14 protein-coding genes are annotated in these 15,482 nt (G+C 62.4%); 2 read left to right on the top strand and 12 right to left on the bottom strand.

Features of this window, described 5'->3' with window-relative positions:
• Positions 1-12: 12 nt before the first annotated feature.
• Positions 13-582: a glycerol-3-phosphate 1-O-acyltransferase PlsY gene (gene plsY / locus ABZO33_RS13115; RefSeq protein WP_046857387.1), complete on the bottom strand. Its 570-nt coding sequence runs from the start codon at positions 580-582 to the stop codon at positions 13-15.
• A gap of 74 nt (positions 583-656) precedes the next feature.
• Here plsY and folB point away from each other — a divergent pair, with 74 nt between their 5' ends.
• The gene (gene folB / locus ABZO33_RS13110; protein WP_046857386.1) at positions 657-1,013 is read left to right on the top strand and encodes a dihydroneopterin aldolase; all 357 of its coding nucleotides are present in this window, start codon (positions 657-659) and stop codon (positions 1,011-1,013) included.
• On the top strand, positions 1,004-1,513 hold the full coding sequence (gene folK / locus ABZO33_RS13105) for a 2-amino-4-hydroxy-6-hydroxymethyldihydropteridine diphosphokinase (RefSeq protein WP_414536381.1): 510 nt from the start codon (positions 1,004-1,006) through the stop codon (positions 1,511-1,513). Before folB ends, folK begins: the two co-directional genes overlap by 10 nt.
• A gap of 47 nt (positions 1,514-1,560) precedes the next feature.
• On the opposite strand, the gene ABZO33_RS13100 is transcribed toward folK, so the two are convergent.
• The 11 genes from ABZO33_RS13100 to ABZO33_RS13050 all read right to left on the bottom strand — a co-directional run bounded on the left by ABZO33_RS13100 (position 1,561) and on the right by ABZO33_RS13050 (position 15,472).
• On the bottom strand, positions 1,561-2,655 hold the full coding sequence (locus ABZO33_RS13100) for a multifunctional CCA addition/repair protein (RefSeq protein ID WP_414536380.1): 1,095 nt from the start codon (positions 2,653-2,655) through the stop codon (positions 1,561-1,563).
• A gap of 59 nt (positions 2,656-2,714) precedes the next feature.
• The gene (locus ABZO33_RS13095) at positions 2,715-4,283 is read right to left on the bottom strand and encodes a SpoVR family protein (protein ID WP_414536379.1); all 1,569 of its coding nucleotides are present in this window, start codon (positions 4,281-4,283) and stop codon (positions 2,715-2,717) included.
• Complete coding sequence (locus ABZO33_RS13090) at positions 4,280-5,551, bottom strand: YeaH/YhbH family protein (protein WP_046857382.1); 1,272 nt, start codon at positions 5,549-5,551, stop codon at positions 4,280-4,282. Before ABZO33_RS13090 ends, ABZO33_RS13095 begins: the two co-directional genes overlap by 4 nt.
• A gap of 125 nt (positions 5,552-5,676) precedes the next feature.
• Entirely contained in the window at positions 5,677-7,599 is a 1,923-nt protein-coding gene (locus ABZO33_RS13085) for a PrkA family serine protein kinase (RefSeq protein ID WP_023629260.1), read from the bottom strand.
• A gap of 282 nt (positions 7,600-7,881) precedes the next feature.
• Positions 7,882-8,211 (bottom strand): thiosulfate sulfurtransferase GlpE, encoded by a 330-nt coding sequence (glpE, locus tag ABZO33_RS13080; RefSeq protein WP_414536377.1) that lies wholly within the window; start codon positions 8,209-8,211, stop codon positions 7,882-7,884.
• Positions 8,212-8,224: 13 nt separating this feature from the next.
• Positions 8,225-9,082 (bottom strand): symmetrical bis(5'-nucleosyl)-tetraphosphatase, encoded by an 858-nt coding sequence (locus ABZO33_RS13075; protein ID WP_414536376.1) that lies wholly within the window; start codon positions 9,080-9,082, stop codon positions 8,225-8,227.
• On the bottom strand, positions 9,082-9,462 hold the full coding sequence (gene apaG / locus ABZO33_RS13070; RefSeq protein ID WP_414536375.1) for a Co2+/Mg2+ efflux protein ApaG: 381 nt from the start codon (positions 9,460-9,462) through the stop codon (positions 9,082-9,084). The genes ABZO33_RS13075 and apaG overlap by 1 nt, the downstream gene beginning before the upstream one ends.
• Before the next feature lie 116 nt (positions 9,463-9,578).
• Positions 9,579-10,379, bottom strand: a complete 801-nt coding sequence (gene rsmA / locus ABZO33_RS13065; RefSeq protein ID WP_414536374.1) for a 16S rRNA (adenine(1518)-N(6)/adenine(1519)-N(6))-dimethyltransferase RsmA — start codon at positions 10,377-10,379, stop codon at positions 9,579-9,581.
• Positions 10,376-11,365, bottom strand: coding sequence for a 4-hydroxythreonine-4-phosphate dehydrogenase PdxA (pdxA, locus tag ABZO33_RS13060; RefSeq protein WP_414536373.1), 990 nt, complete (start codon positions 11,363-11,365; stop codon positions 10,376-10,378). Before pdxA ends, rsmA begins: the two co-directional genes overlap by 4 nt.
• Positions 11,362-12,681, bottom strand: coding sequence for a peptidylprolyl isomerase (locus ABZO33_RS13055; protein ID WP_414536372.1), 1,320 nt, complete (start codon positions 12,679-12,681; stop codon positions 11,362-11,364). The genes pdxA and ABZO33_RS13055 overlap by 4 nt, the downstream gene beginning before the upstream one ends.
• Positions 12,662-15,472, bottom strand: coding sequence for an LPS-assembly protein LptD (locus tag ABZO33_RS13050; RefSeq protein WP_414536552.1), 2,811 nt, complete (start codon positions 15,470-15,472; stop codon positions 12,662-12,664). The genes ABZO33_RS13055 and ABZO33_RS13050 overlap by 20 nt, the downstream gene beginning before the upstream one ends.
• Between the last annotated feature and the right edge of the window lie 10 nt (positions 15,473-15,482).

Below are 15,482 nucleotides of genomic sequence, written 5' to 3'. Positions count from 1 at the left end.
TGTGCGAACGCATCAGAAGTGGCGTTCGCGCCCGGCGAACAGGTCACGCAGGTTGCGGCGGTGGCGCCAGACGATCAGCACCGTCAGCACGGTCATCGGCAGCAGCGCTTCAGGCTCGCGCCAGGCCAGCAAGGGCAGCGTCAGCGGTGTGGCAATCAACGCCGCGAGCGAACTGGTGCGGGTCAGGTAGAAGGTCAGCAGCCAGGCGCCGATGGCCAGCAGGGCGGCTGGAAAGTACAGCGCCATGAGCATGCCGGCGGCGGTAGCCACGCCTTTGCCGCCCTTGAAGCGGAAGTACACCGGGAACAGGTGGCCGAGCACCGCGCAGATACCTACCCAGGCCTGCTCTTGCTGGTCGAGCCCGGCCAGACGTGCCAACAGCACGGGCAACATGCCCTTGCACAGGTCGCCGAGCAGCGTCAGGATCGCCAGTTTGCGGCCCGCCAGGCGTAGCATGTTGGTGGCGCCGGCATTGCCGGAACCGCTGGAGCGCGGGTCGGGGCTGCCACTGAGGCGGCTCAGGACAATGGCGAAGGACAGTGAGCCGAGCAGGTAGGCAAGCAGCGCCAGTGACCAAAACATGCTAACTATTCCGGGCGAGGACGCCCTGATTCTAACGGCGCCCGTCGCCCTTGTCGTGCTGTGGAGAGAAGTGCTTGGACAGAGTGTTCATCGAAGGCCTGGAAGTCGATACCGTGATCGGCGCCTATGACTGGGAGCGGGATATTCGCCAGTGCCTGCGCCTGGACCTGAGCTTCGCCTGGGACAACCGCCCGGCGGCCGCCGGTGACGACCTGTCGCTGGCACTGGACTATGCCAGTGTCTCGGCACGTATCCAGGCGTTCGCCGAACAGGCCCGTTTCGAGCTGGTCGAGACCTTCGCCGAGCGCTTGGTCGCGGTGTTGATGGCGGAATTCAACATTCCCTGGGTGCGCCTGAAACTCACCAAGCCGGGCGCGGTACCGGCGGCCCGTGGGGGTGTTGGCGTGGAGATCGAGCGCGGATGTCTCTGAGCACCGTATACCTTGGGCTGGGCAGCAACATCGAGCGTGAGCGGCACTTGTGCGCCGGGCTCGATGCCCTCGCGGGCATCCTCGAAGACATGCAGTGTTCCGCGGTGTTCGAGAGCCAGGCCGTGGGGATCAAGAGTGGCCCGTTCTACAACCTGGTGGTGCGCGGGCGCACCGAACTGCCGTTGCTGGAACTCGACCGCCGGCTCAAGTTCATCGAGGCCGACAATGGCCGCTACGCGCCGGACCGCAAGGGGCTGCCGCTGGATATCGACGTACTGATGTTCGATGACCTGTGCGGGACCTTCGATGGCCTGGTGCTGCCGCGCGCGGAGATCCTGAAGAACGCCTTCGTGCTCTTGCCGCTGTCGCTGCTGGCTGCGGAACTGGTGCATCCGGGCGAGGGCAAGTCCATGGGGCAGTTATGGCGGGAAGCGCGCATCGAGCAGGTACTGGCGCCGGTACCGTTCGAATGGCGCGGGTTGCAGTTGACCCCCGCGTAGCCTGCGCCGGCCTCTTCGCGGATCTACCTGCGAAGAGGCCGGGCAGATCAAGCCGCCTTGTAGGCTTCGAGCGCTTTCAGTCGCTCATCTTTGAGCGCCTCGCCCAGGCCCTGGCCGGAAAGCCCGGCTTCCAGCAACGGCTTCACATCCACGGCACGCGCCGCTTCAGCCGCCCCGCGCAAGTACTCGCCTTGTGGATAACCTGAACCCAGCGCCGCCATCTCGCAGGCGGCGATGAAGTCCTCGAAGCGCTGCGGCCGTCGGTACACATCGAACCTCTGCAGCATCTCCAGCAGGCTTGCAGGTTCCAGCTGCGCAGCCTGGTCCGCCCGCTCGGCAAACTCCCCCACCAGCATCGCCAGTTCCTGGCATTCACGCGGCGCCTTGAAGCGCTGGTTCAGCGCCTTCAACGCGGCAGGCTGCAGCCCGCGTAGCAGGCACGCCCAGCGCACCGCCAGCGGCTGCTGGTGCCTTGCCGCCTGGTGCAGCGCTGCCAGCGTAGTGGCGCCCTCAAGCTCGGGCATCAGCTCGCTCAAACCGCCGCAGCTGCGCAGCACCTCAATGAACACCTGCGGCTCGCTTTCCATCAATGCACGCTCGATCTCCTTCCAGCTGCGCTCGGCGGTCAACGCCTGCAGTTCTCCCGATTCGGCGATCTGGCGCATCAGCGCCAAAGTCTCATCGGCCACACGAAAGCCCAGCGGTGCGTAGCGAGCGGCAAAGCGGGCAACGCGCAGGACACGCAGGGGATCTTCGGCGAATGCCGGGGAAACATGGCGCAGGAGGCGTTGCTCCAGATCAGCCTTGCCATCGTAGGGATCGTGCAGGTTGCCGTGCTCGTCCTCGGCCATGGCGTTGATCGTCAGGTCGCGACGAACCAGATCCTCCTCGAGGGTGACTTCGGGGCTCGCGTGGAAGGTGAAACCGCCATAGCCGCGCCCGCTCTTGCGTTCGGTGCGGGCCAGCGCATATTCCTCGCCCGTCCTGGGATGAAGGAATACCGGGAAATCGGCACCGACCGGGCGAAAGCCCTCGGCCTGCATCTGTTCGACCGTGGCGCCGACCACCAGCCAGTCGATGTCGCTGACCGGGCGGCCGAGCAGGCGGTCGCGCACTGCGCCGCCAACCTTGTAGATCTGCATGTGGAACCTCCATTACTGGCGACAGGATACCTTGTCGGCAGCAATGGAGGTGATGGCGGCTAGAGGTGGTGCACCACGGCCAGGTCCATGCGCCCGTAGTCGCCGGCCTCGCTGTGCTCGCCACGCGGCGGCATGTGGTGGGTCTTCATCACCTGGTCGCCCTGAACGGTTTCCAGGTGGATATCGAAGCCCCACAGCCGATGCAGGTGCTTGAGTACCTCTTCGGTGGAATCACCCAGGGGTTTGCGGTTGTGCTGCTGGTGGCGCAGGGTCAGCGAGCGGTCGCCGCGGCGATCGATGCTCCAGATCTGCACGTTGGGTTCGCGGTTGCCCAGGTTGTACTGGGCGGCCAGTTGCTCGCGGATGGTGCGGTAGCCGGCCTCGTCATGGATCGCCGGGACCAGCAGGTCGTCACGCTGGTCATCGTCGAGGATGCTGAACAGCTTGAGGTCGCGCATCACCTTGGGCGACAGGTACTGCAGGATGAAGCTTTCGTCCTTGAAGCTGCTCATGGCGAACTTGATCGTCGAAAGCCAGTCACTCCCGGCGATATCCGGGAACCAGCGGCGATCTTCCTCGGTGGGGTGCTCGCACATGCGACGGATGTCGGTGTACATCGCAAAGCCAAGGGCATAGGGGTTGATGCCACTGTAGTAGGGGCTGTCGAAGCCAGGCTGGAACACCACGCTGGTGTGCGACTGGAGAAACTCCATCATGAAGCCCTCGGTAATCAGGCCCTCGTCGTAGAGGTCGTTCATCAGCGTGTAGTGCCAGAAGGTCGCCCAACCTTCGTTCATCACCTGGGTCTGGCGTTGTGGATAGAAGTACTGGGCGATCTTGCGCACGATGCGCACCACCTCGCGCTGCCAGGGTTCGAGCAGTGGCGCGTGTTTCTCGATGAAATAGAGAATGTTCTCCTGGGGCTCGGCCGGGAAACGCGCATCGTCCTTGTCGCCGCCTTTTTCGGCGCCTTTGGGAATGGTCCGCCAGAGGTCGTTGATCTGCCGTTGCAGATGCTCTTCACGCTCCTTCTGCCGGCGGCGTTCTTCTTCGGCGGAGATGGGGTAGGGGCGTTTGTAGCGGTCCACGCCATAGTTCATCAGCGCATGACAGGAGTCGATCAAGTCCTCGACGGCGTCGATGCCATGGCGCTCCTCGCACTGCGCAATGTACTGCTTGGCGAACACCAGGTAGTCGATGATCGAACTGGCGTCGGTCCAGGTGCGGAACAGGTAGTTGCCCTTGAAGAAACTGTTGTGGCCATAACAGGCGTGGGCGATCACCAGCGCCTGCATGCACATGGTGTTTTCTTCCATCAGGTAGGCGATGCACGGGTCGGAATTGATCACGATCTCGTACGCCAGGCCCATCTGGCCCCGGCTGTAGGATTTCTCGGTGCTGAGGAACTGTTTGCCATAGGACCAATGGTGATAGCCCAGCGGCATACCCACCGAGGCGTAGGCGTCCATCATCTGTTCGGCGGTGATGACTTCGATCTGGTTGGGGTAGGTATCCAGGGCGTAGCGGGCGGCCAGGCGATTGATCTCGCGGTCGTACGTCTGGATCAGCTCGAACGTCCATTCGGAGCCGGTGGAAATGGGTTGGCGTCTCTGCTCTCTGGCGGTCATGTGGCTAACCTGCGCTGGAAGAGTTCACGGAAGACCGGGTAGATATCGCCGGCCGATACCAACTGCTGCTGGGCGAAGGTGTCGGGAAACGCTTCGCCAATGCGCTCGTACTCGTACCACAGCGCCTGATGTTCGCGTGGGGTGATCTCGACGTAAGTGTAGTACTGCACATGCGGCATGATCTGGTTGGCGAGGATGTCGCGGCAGATCGGTGAATCGTCGTTCCAGTTGTCGCCGTCCGAGGCCTGGGCGGCATAAATGTTCCAGTCGCTGGCCGGGTAGCGCTCGGCCATGACTTCCTGCATCAGCTTGAGCGCGCTGGAGACGATGGTGCCGCCGGTCTCGCGGGAGTAGAAGAACTCTTCCTCGTCCACTTCGCGGGCGCTTGTGTGGTGGCGGATGAATACCACCTCGATGCGGTCGTAGTTACGCTTGAGGAACAGGTACAGCAGGATGAAGAAGCGCTTGGCGATGTCCTTGGTAGCCTGGGTCATCGAGCCTGAGACATCCATCAGGCAGAACATCACCGCCTTGGAACTGGGGTTGGGCTGCTTGATCAGCAGGTTGTACTTGAGGTCGAAGGTGTCGAGGAAGGGCAGGCGATTGATGCGCGCCTTGAGGCGCTCGATCTCGGCCTCGGTATCCTGGATGTCGGTGAAGTTGTCGGGCTCTTCGACCTTGAGCCGGTCCAGTTCCTTTTGCGCCTCGCGCAGCAGCGCGCGGCTGCTGCCGGTCAGGGCGATACGACGGGCGTGGGCCGAACGCAGGGTGCGGACGATGTTGATGCGCGACGGGTTGCCCTCGTTGGCAATGCCTGCGCGCACGGTCTTGAAGGTGTCGGCGCCGGTGAGGTGGCGTTTGACCAGGTTGGGCAGCTCCAGGTCTTCGAACATGAATTCGAGGAACTCTTCCTGGGTGATCTGGAACACGAAATCGTCCATGCCCTCGCCGGAGTTGCCAGCCTTGCCGCGCCCGCCGCCACCGCCGCCACCTTGTGGCCGGGCGATGTGTTCGCCGGCGGTGAACTCCTTGTTACCCGGGTGAACGATGGTCTGCTTGCCACCGCGACCGTGGTGTAGCACCGGCTCGTCGATGTCGCGCCCGGGGATGCTGATCTGTTCACCGTGTTCCATGTCCATGATGGAGCGGCGGCTCACGGCCTCTTCGACAGCTTTCTTGATGTGCTCACGGTAACGCCGCAAGAAGCGCTGGCGGTTGACCGTGCTCTTGTTCTTGCCGTTCAGGCGTCGGTCGATAACGTAGCTCATGGGCCCTCCGGTAGCTGGGTACAGCTGCAAGCTTCAAGCTACGAGCTGCAAGCAAAAGCAGTCGCTGCCGCCACGGGCCAGCGGTGTGCCGGGGCACACCGCCAGGCGCCCGGGGCGTGCCGCTTTTACTGCGATTTCCTGACCCGCAGGTACCATTCCGACAGCAGGCGCACCTGTTTGTCGGTGTAGCCACGCTCCACCATCCGGGTGACGAAATCGTTGTGCTTCTGCTGGTCTTCCTTGCTGGCCTTGGCGTTGAAGCTGATGACCGGCAGCAGGTCTTCGGTGTTGGAGAACATTTTCTTCTCGATCACCACCCGCAGCTTCTCGTAGCTGAGCCAGCTGGGGTTCTTGCCATTGTTGTTGGCACGGGCGCGCAGCACGAAGTTGACGATCTCGTTGCGGAAGTCCTTCGGATTGCTGATGCCGGCCGGCTTCTCGATCTTCTCCAGCTCCTCGTTGAGGGCGATGCGGTTGAGGATCTCGCCGGTCTCCGGATCGCGGTACTCCTGGTCCTGGATCCAGAAGTCGGCATACAGCACGTAGCGGTCGAAGATGTTCTGCCCGTACTCGCTGTAGGACTCCAGGTAAGCGGTCTGGATTTCCTTGCCGATGAACTCGATGTAGCGCGGCGCCAGGTACTCCTTGAGGTAGCGCAGGTAGCGCTCGCGCACTTCGGCAGGGAACTGCTCCTGCTCAATTTGCTGTTCCAGCACGTACAGCAGGTGCACCGGGTTGGCGGCAATCTCATGCGGATCGAAGTTGAATACCTTGGACAGAATCTTGAAGGCGAAGCGGGTCGACAGGCCGTTCATGCCCTCGTCGACGCCCGCGGAGTCGCGGTACTCCTGGATCGACTTGGCCTTGGGGTCGGTGTCCTTGAGGTTCTCGCCGTCGTAGACGCGCATCTTCGAGTAGATGTTGGAGTTCTCCGGCTCCTTGAGGCGTGAAAGCACGGTGAACTGGGCGAGCATCTTCAGTGTATCGGGGGCGCAATGAGCCTTGGCCAGCGAGCTGTTGATCAGCAGCTTGTCGTAGATCTTGATCTCGTCGCTGACGCGCAGGCAATACGGCACCTTGACGATATAGATACGGTCGATGAACGCTTCGTTGTTCTTGTTGTTGCGGAAGGTGTGCCATTCCGATTCGTTGGAGTGCGCCAGCAGGATACCGGTATAGGGGATCGCCCCCAGGCCTTCGGTACTGTTGTAGTTGCCTTCCTGGGTAGCGGTGAGCAGCGGGTGCAGCACCTTGATCGGCGCCTTGAACATCTCGACGAATTCCATCAGGCCCTGGTTAGCCCGGCACAGCGCGCCCGAGTAGCTGTAGGCATCGGCGTCGTTCTGCGGAAACTCCTCGAGCTTGCGGATATCCACCTTGCCGACCAGGGCCGAGATATCCTGGTTGTTCTCGTCACCTGGTTCGGTCTTGGCGATGGCGATCTGGTTGAGGATCGACGGGTAGAGCTTGACCACCCGGAACTTGCTGATGTCGCCGCCGAACTCCTGCAGGCGCTTGGTGGCCCAGGGCGACATGATGGTATTGAGATAGCGGCGCGAAATGCCGAATTCTTCCTCGAGGATCGCACCGTCCTCGGTGGCGTTGAACAGCCCGAGTGGCGACTCGAAGACCGGCGAGCCCTTGATGGCGTAGAACGGCACCTTTTCCATCAATTGCTTGAGTTTTTCGGCCAGCGACGACTTGCCGCCGCCCACCGGGCCCAGCAGGTAGAGGATCTGCTTCTTCTCTTCCAGGCCCTGGGCGGCGTGGCGGAAGTAGGAGACGATCTGGTCGATGCACTCTTCCATACCATGGAAATCGGCAAAGGCCGGATAGCGGCGGATCACCTTGTTGGAGAAGATCCGCGACAGCCGGGAGTTGCTTGAGGTGTCGATCAGCTCTGGTTCACCGATGGCCAGCAACAGCCGCTCGGCCGCCGAGGCATAGGCGCTGCGATCCTCTTTGCACAGCTCGAGGTACTCCTGCAGCGAAAGTTCTTCCTGGCGGGTGGACTCGAAACGTTGTTGGAAGTGGCTAAAAATGCTCATGACGTCACCTCGCTCGATACGTGGAGACGACGCCGGATCAGTCAGCCGATGCTGGCATGCAACCGGTTTTGCCGGTTGCTGTATACCCCCCAGAACACCCTGTAACGCTACCGATGACCCGCACGCCGGTGTACCGGCTCTCCCCTTTTTTGGATGGCCTGGGCTTAAGGATAGTTGGTTATACGAGAGGTCAAGGGCGGGGAGCGGAGAAGACGCCTACGACCGTTCGTCAGGTCGGGCGCTAGCCCGCGCCAAGCGCGGGCTGCAGGAAAAATGAAAAAATTATTCGGCGCTGCCCTGGGCGGTTTCCGCCGGGTAGGTGTTACGCCACAGTTCGAAGCCACCATCGATGCTGTAGACGTCGGAGAAGCCCTGGCCGACCAGGTAGGCGGCGGCACTCTGGCTGGAATTGCCGTGGTAGCAGACTACCAGTGTAGGCGCGTCCAGGTCGGCGGCGCGGATGAAGTCGGCGACTGAATGATTATCCAGATGAATGGCGCCGGCAATGTGGCCGGCGGCGAATACCTGTGCTTCGCGGATATCTACCACGACCGCACCTTTGGCGAGCAGCTCTTGGGCTTGTTCGGGGGTAATACGCTTGAATTCGCTCATGGGTGCGGTTCCTTCAGGGCTGATCGTTGAGTGATGCCGGCGGGCGAGGGGTGCCCTCGCGGGTGCAGTCGCAGCGGTGGAATTCGCCGCTGTCGACATTGTACAGGGTCATCGCGCCCCCCCAGACACAGCCGGTATCCAGGGCAATCACGCCGGGGACGTCGACCCGGCCTTCGAGGGCGGCCCAGTGACCGAAGATGATCTTCACATGGCGCGAGCGGCGGTCCGGGTGATCGAACCATGGCTTATAGCCTTTGGGCGCGCTGTCGGCGCCTTCCTTGCTCTTGAGGTCGAGCTTGCCGGTGGCCGTGCAGAAACGCATGCGGGTGAAGTAGTTGGTGATCACTCGCAGGCGTTCGACGCCGGTCAGATCCTTGCTCCACTTGTTCGGTTCGTTGCCGTACATCCCGTCCAGATACAGCTTCAGGCGACTGTCGTCGCGCAGCACCTCTTCGACTTCTGCGGCCAGCTCCAGCGCTCTGCCCAGGGTCCACTGTGGTGGGATACCGGCATGGGCCATGGCGATGCCGCGGGCTTCGTCGTAGTGCAGCAGTTTCTGCTGGCGGAGCCAGTCGAACAGCTGGTCGGCGTCCGGGGCTTCGATGACTTCGCGCAGGGTGTCGCTCTTCTTCAGGCGCTCGACGTTGTGCCAGGCGGCCAGCAGGTGTAGGTCATGGTTACCCAGCACACAGACCAGCGCATGGCGGATCGAGTAGAGATAACGCAAGGTCTCGAGGGACTCGGGGCCGCGGTTGACCAGGTCGCCTACCAGCCACAGGCGATCGACGGCCGGGTCGAAGCGCACGCGTTCGAGCAGGCACGTGAGTGGTTGCAGGCAGCCTTGCAGGTCCCCGACGGCGTAGGTGGCCATCAGTGCAGCGCCCCGGGCACGGCGAGGCGGAACGGGGCAATCGGGGCGTCGAAGCGTTTGCCGTCTTCGGCGAACATCTGATAGCTGCCCTGCATGGTGCCGACGCGGGTGCTGATCACGGCGCCGCTGCTGTAGGTGTGGCTCTGGCCTGGTTCGATCAGCGGCTGTTGGCCGATCACACCGGCACCGCGCACTTCCTCGACTTCGCCGTCACCGTTGGTGATCAGCCAGTGGCGGGACATCAGCTTGGCCTTGACCGTACCGTTGTTGTGCACGGTGATGGTGTAGGCGAAGGCGAAACGGCTGTTATCGGGGTCGGATTGTTCTTTGAGGTAGCGGGTCACGACGCTGACGTCGATCTGGTAGCGGGGGTCGGACATGCAAGGGCCTTGGGCGAACTGACGCAATAACGCAGTCTAGGCCATTGGCGGGGGTAGAGGCCAGTTATCCCTGATCGCGGGGCAAGCCCGCTCCCACGATGGAAGCGGGCGCTTGCTCAGCTCTGTTGTTCGGCCAGCTTGTCGGCCAGGCGCACGAAGGCGGCTAGGTCGAGCTGCTCGGGTCGCAGGCTGCCATCCACGCCAGCAGCCTCGATGGCCTGGCTGTCGAGGACGCCTTTGAGCGTGTTGCGCAGGGTCTTGCGGCGCTGGTTGAAGGCTTCGCGTACCACGTGCTCCAGCAGCTTGGGGTTCTTGGCCGGGTAGGGCAGCACTTCGTGCGGCACCAGGCGCACGATCGCCGAGTCCACCTTTGGTGGCGGGTTGAAGGCACCCGGACCGACGTTGAACAGGTGCTCCACGCGGCAGTGGTACTGCACCATGATCGACAGGCGGCCCCAGTCGCCGCCGCCAGGGCCTGCGGCCATGCGTTCGACCACTTCCTTCTGCAGCATGAAATGCATGTCGCGGATCAGGTTGGCATGGGCCAGGAGGTGGAAGATCAGTGGGGTGGAGATGTTGTAGGGCAGGTTGCCGACCACCTTGAGGCTGCGCTCGGGCACACCCAGCTGATTGAAGTCGAACTTCAGGGCATCACCCTGGTGCAGGCGGAAATTGTCGCGCCCGGCGAACTTGTGTTGCAGGATCGGCACCAGGTCCTTGTCCAGCTCGACCACGTCCAGCTGCGCGCCGCTGCCCAGCAGGCCTTCGGTCAGGGCGCCCTGGCCTGGGCCGATCTCCAGCAGGTGTTCGCCGGCCTTGGCGTTGATCGCCCGCAGGATGCGGTCGATGATTCCGGCGTCATGCAGGAAGTTCTGGCCGAAGCGCTTGCGCGCCCGGTGTTGGTATTGCTCGGTCATGGTCGGTTCTCGGCCATCTGGTAGGCGGTTTGCAGGGCGACGCGCAGGCTGCCGGTGTCGATCCGGCCGGTACCGGCCAGGTCCAGGGCGGTGCCGTGGTCGACCGATGTGCGGATGATCGGCAGGCCCAGCGTCACGTTGACCGCAGCGCCGAAGCCCTTGTACTTGAGCACGGGCAGGCCTTGGTCGTGGTACATCGCCAGCACCGCGTCGCAGTGCTCCAGATATTTGGGGGTAAACAGGGTATCGGCCGGCAGCGGGCCGCGCAGGTCCATGCCTTCGGCACGCAGGCGCTGCAGCGCCGGCTCGATGATGTCGATTTCTTCGCGGCCCAGGTGGCCGCCTTCTCCGGCATGCGGGTTGAGCCCGCAGACCAGGATGCGTGGGTTGGCAATGCCGAACTTGTCGCGCATGTCCGCATGCAGGATGCGGGTGACGCGCTCCAGGCGCTCGCTGGTGATGGCCTCGGCGATATCGCGCAGGGGCAGGTGGGTGGTCACCAGTGCCACGCGCAGCCCGTGGGTGGCCAGCATCATCACCACTTGCGTGGTGTGGGTGAGGTCGGCAAGGAACTCGGTATGCCCGGAGAAGGCGATACCGCTTTCGTTGATCACACCCTTGTGCACCGGCGCGGTGATCATCCCGGCGAAGTGCCCGTCCAGGCAGCCTTGCCCGGCACGGGTCAGGGTTTCCAGGACGAATGCGGCGTTGGCTTTGTCCAGCTGCCCGGCTGTCACCGGGCGGGCCAGGGGGGTATCCCAGACATACAGGCTGCCGGCGGGAGCCGCTTGCTCCGGCCAGGCGGTCGGCACAACCGTGATCAGCTTGACGGCCAGGCCCAGCTGCGTGGCCCGCTCGGCGAGCAGGTCACGGCTGGTGATGGCGATCAGAGGGTGGGGCTGGACATCGGCGGCGAGCAGCAGGCACAGGTCGGGACCGATGCCGGCTGGCTCGCCGGGGGTGACGGCGAAGCGCAGGGGTTTCACTGGGCGACCTGGTCGGCGCCAGGCAGCTTGATTTCAACGTAGGCTTCGTCGCGGATCTGGCGCAGCCAGTTCTGCAGCTCTTCGTCGTACTTGCGGTTGCGCAGGACGTTCATGGCCTGCTGCTCGCGAGCCTGTTCAGTGCTGTCGGTGGCGCGGCGGCCCAGCACTTCCAGCACATGCCAGCCGTACTGGGTCTTGAACGGCTTGGTCACCACGCCTTGCTCGGCGCTGGCCATCTGCTCGCGGAACTCGGGTACCAGGCTGTTCGGATCGACCCAGTTGAGATCGCCGCCGTTGAGCGCCGAACCCGGGTCTTCCGAGAAGCTTTTCGCCAAATCGGCGAAATTTTCACCGTTCTGGATGCGGTCGTACAGGCGCTCGGCCAGTTGCTCGGTGGCGGCTTCGCTGCGGATTTCGCTCGGTTTGATCAGGATGTGGCGGACATGCACTTCGTCGCGCAGCACGCTCTGGCTCCCGCCGCGCTTCTCTTCCAGCTTGAGGATGATGAAGCCGGTGGGGATGCGGATCGGCTGGGTGATATCGCCGACCGCCATGCTGCTGAGCATCTTGGCGAAGTCTGGTGGCAGCTGGCCGGCCTGGCGCCAGCCCATCTCGCCGCCTTCCAGGGCGTTTTCACTGCGCGAGCGAGCGATTGCCATCTGGCCGAAGTCCGCGCCTTGCTTGAGCTGCTGGTAGACATCGCCTACCTGGCGCGCGGCGGCCTGGATGGCCTCCGAGTTGGCGCCTTCCGGGGTCGGGATGAGGATGTTGGCCAGGCGGTACTCTTCGGACATCTGCATCTTGCCCAGGTCCGAGTTGAGGAAGTTCTTCACTTCCTGCTCGGAGACCTGAATGCGCTCGGCCACGCGGCGCTGGCGCACACGGCTGATGATCATCTCGCGCTTGATCTGCTCGCGGGCGTCATCGTACGACAGGCCATCATGGGCCAGGGCGGCACGGAACTGCTCCAGTGACATGCCATTGCGCTGGGCAATGGTGCCGACGGCCTGGTTGAGCTCTTCATCGGTGATGCGGATGCCCGAGCGCTCGCCGATCTGCAGCTGCAGGTTTTCGACGATCAGGCGTTCCAGCACTTGCTGTTCCAGCGCGCTGGTGGGTGGCACACCGCCGCCACGCTTGGCGATGGTCTGCTGCACTTCGCGAACGCGCTGGTCCAGTTGGCTCTGCATGACCACGTCGTTGTCGACGGTGGCCACGATACGGTCGATGGGTTGTACCGCGGCATGCACCGCGCCACTCAGCATTGCGGCGCCCAGCATCAGCGGGCGCAGACGATCAATAAGCTTGCTCTTCACGGGTACGGTAACCTTGAATGCCTTGGTCCAGGAACGATTCGACCTTGTTGCCGACTACACCACCGAGCCCTTTGAGCACGATCTGCAGGAAGATGCCGTGGTCGCCTTTTTCGTTGCTCGGGACGGCCTGGCTGAAGTCGTCGTAGTCCATCCAGTAACGGTTGATCAGGCGCAGCTTCCAGCAGCAGTTGTCGTACTCGAAGCCACCCATCGCTTCCAGCGTGCGATTACGGTTGTAATCATGCTGCCAGCGCGCAATGACGCTCCATTGCGGCACGATCGGCCAGATGACCGAGAAGTCGTGCTGCTGGATCTTGTAGTAATCCTTGATATAGCCGGGCGCGCCCGGTGTGCCGTAGTCACCGCCACCCACTTTCCAGGTTCCGGTCAACTGATCATAAGTGATCATGTCGTTACGGTAGCGATATCCAAGATTGACAACTTTGTTCGGGTTGTCCTCAGGCTGGTAATGGAACATTGCACTGCCAGAGCGGGTGCTACGGCTGTCCGGATCCCAGTTAAAGTCCGAGTTGAAGCGCCAGTCGCGGTTGAAGGCGTATTCGTATTCCAAGGCGTATGGCGAGACATCGGATTTGCTGTCCTCGCGAGTACGATAATCGATACCTGGAAGTTGTACCTTGCGATCCTTGAAGTAGAAGGCCTGGCCAATACTGAAGCGTTGGCGCTGGAATCCATTGTCTTCGATCCAGCGGTTGGTCACGCCCAGCGACAGCTTATTCTCATCGCCGATGCGGTCAGGACCGGCAAAGCGGTTGTCGCGGAACAATGAGCCATAGCTGAACAGCGTCTCACCGGAATCGAAGATCGGAATATCCGTCTGGTCCTTATACGGGACATAGAGGTAGAACAGCCGTGGTTCGAGGGTCTGGCGGTAGTGGGTGCCGAACAGTTGAGTATCGCGATCGAAGTACAGGCCGCTGTCGACACTGAAAACGGGAATGTCGCGATTCTGATTACTCTTGAAGTCGCCGTAGGTCGCGAGCCGCTCAGGAAAATCGATTAGATCCTGCTTGCCCTTGCTGTCCAAGTCTAGATCGTAGTGGGTGTAGACGTACTTCAACTTGGGCGTGATGTACCCATAGCTGGCTTCCATCGGAAGGCTGACAGAAGGAGCCAGATTCAGTCGTGTGCCGTTGGCGCGGGCGACCCCGAAGATGTTTTCGTCGAGACGGCGACCTGGAAGGCCGGCGCTCACATCCGGGTTGCCGTCCTTGTCCAGGACGAAGTCATTCTTCAGATCGCGATCAAACCGCACGGCTTCTGTCTCATAGGCGAAATCCAGACCGCCCGGCTTGTATGGCAGGATCCCGTTAAGACTAATCCGAGGCAGTGTATCGTAAGGCGTGATCTGCGAAATGGTCGCCAGTTCGTAGGCATGCAGATCCAGTTTGGCGTTGTATGTGTCGCCGCGATAGGTGAGAGCACCCTGCTGGTTGATGTAGTCACGGCTTTGCACACCGATCTGATCGGTCTCAAGATCTTGGAAGTAGAACGGATCGCTGATGTCGGTGTAGTCCACCTCGGCCATCAGGCGCTCGTCCAGGCCGCCCTTGTGCTGCCAGTTGACCATCCAGCGGTCTTTCTTGTAGTCCGTCTGCTTCTCGCGGTCGTCGTCCTGATCGTTCAGGAAACCACCACCGAACTGACCTTCGCTGGACTTGGTCAGATAGCGGAACTCACCTTCCATCAGCATGCCGCGCTTGGCCATGTAGCGCGGGTACAACGTGGCGTCGTAGTTAGGCGCCAGGTTGAAGTAATACGGCGTGACCAGCATGAAGCCGGTGTCGCTGCTGGAGCTGAACGACGGCGGCAGGAAGCCGGACTGGCGACGGTCGTCGATCGGGAAGTAGATGTACGGTGTGTAGAACACCGGGAAATCCTTGACCCGCAGCGTGACGTTGGTGCCCGTGCCGAAGCCGGTCGCCGGGTTCAAGGTGATGTTGTTGCCCTTGAGCTGCCACGCGTTGCTGCCCGGCTCACAGGTGGTATAGGTACCGTCCTTGAGGCGGATGATGGCGTTTTCCGCCCGCTTGGCATACAGGGCACTGCCGCGGATATGCGACTTGTGCATCACGTATTCGGCGTTGTCGACCCGGGCTTCGCCGGTGTCGAGCTGGATCTGCGCCTCGTCGCCGACCACCAGCGAGCCATTGTCGCGAATCTTGACATTGCCCTTGAGCTCGCCACGGTTCTCGGTCTGGTACAGGTTGGCTTCGTCGGCTTCGGCCTGCATGCTGCCCTGGCGCATGACCACGTCACCGGCGAGGGTGGCGATCTGCTGTTCCTGTTGGTACTTGGAGACCTTGGCATTGATGTAGGTCGGCGACTCGTCCTTGGGCGTGGAGTCGTTCATGCCCGGACGGTTCGGCTCGATATAGGCGCCGCCGCAGTACGGGCCGGTCTCGGCCAGTTGCGCAGCGGTGAGCTTCTCGCGCGGCACCCAGTCCAGGTGGCTGTAGTCTTCGCTGCGCGACTTCAGGCCGCGGCCCTTGGCCTCGGTGACCAGCATCGGCTTGTCGGCTTCGACCGCGACGGTTTCGCCCGTCGCGTCGGTGCCCGAGCTGGCAGCGGCAGCGCCCGGGTGTACCGGGCGCGGAGGCAGGTTGGCAGCGGTCTTGGGCTTGCAGTCCCAGCCACCGGAAGCGGACACTTGGCAGTCGAACTGCTCGGCCGCCACCACGTACGACGTGGCCAGGGGTTGCAGGGCCAGCAAACCGCCAGTCACGAGCAACGGAAACTTTCTACGAAACGCGGGGGATTTCAATGCCATCTTATTAGTC

It is taken from the genome of Pseudomonas sp. CAM1A (genome assembly GCF_047501685.1).
In the GTDB taxonomy this organism is placed as follows: domain Bacteria; phylum Pseudomonadota; class Gammaproteobacteria; order Pseudomonadales; family Pseudomonadaceae; genus Aquipseudomonas.
Note: the sequence above shows the minus strand (reverse complement) of the source record. Positions and strands in the feature narration are given on the sequence as shown.

What these genes read in the sequence shown, in the direction of transcription:
- plsY (WP_046857387.1), bottom strand. Translation starts at nt 582, where the DNA reads ATGTTTTGGTCACTGGCGCTGCTTGCCTACCTGCTCGGCTCACTGTCC.
- folK (WP_414536381.1), top strand. Translation starts at nt 1,004, where the DNA reads ATGTCTCTGAGCACCGTATACCTTGGGCTGGGCAGCAACATCGAGCGT.
- ABZO33_RS13100 (WP_414536380.1), bottom strand. Translation starts at nt 2,655, where the DNA reads ATGCAGATCTACAAGGTTGGCGGCGCAGTGCGCGACCGCCTGCTCGGC.
- ABZO33_RS13095 (WP_414536379.1), bottom strand. Translation starts at nt 4,283, where the DNA reads ATGACCGCCAGAGAGCAGAGACGCCAACCCATTTCCACCGGCTCCGAA.
- ABZO33_RS13090 (WP_046857382.1), bottom strand. Translation starts at nt 5,551, where the DNA reads ATGAGCTACGTTATCGACCGACGCCTGAACGGCAAGAACAAGAGCACG.
- ABZO33_RS13085 (WP_023629260.1), bottom strand. Translation starts at nt 7,599, where the DNA reads ATGAGCATTTTTAGCCACTTCCAACAACGTTTCGAGTCCACCCGCCAG.
- glpE (WP_414536377.1), bottom strand. Translation starts at nt 8,211, where the DNA reads ATGAGCGAATTCAAGCGTATTACCCCCGAACAAGCCCAAGAGCTGCTC.
- ABZO33_RS13075 (WP_414536376.1), bottom strand. Translation starts at nt 9,082, where the DNA reads ATGGCCACCTACGCCGTCGGGGACCTGCAAGGCTGCCTGCAACCACTC.
- apaG (WP_414536375.1), bottom strand. Translation starts at nt 9,462, where the DNA reads ATGTCCGACCCCCGCTACCAGATCGACGTCAGCGTCGTGACCCGCTAC.
- rsmA (WP_414536374.1), bottom strand. Translation starts at nt 10,379, where the DNA reads ATGACCGAGCAATACCAACACCGGGCGCGCAAGCGCTTCGGCCAGAAC.
- ABZO33_RS13050 (WP_414536552.1), bottom strand. Translation starts at nt 15,472, where the DNA reads ATGGCATTGAAATCCCCCGCGTTTCGTAGAAAGTTTCCGTTGCTCGTG.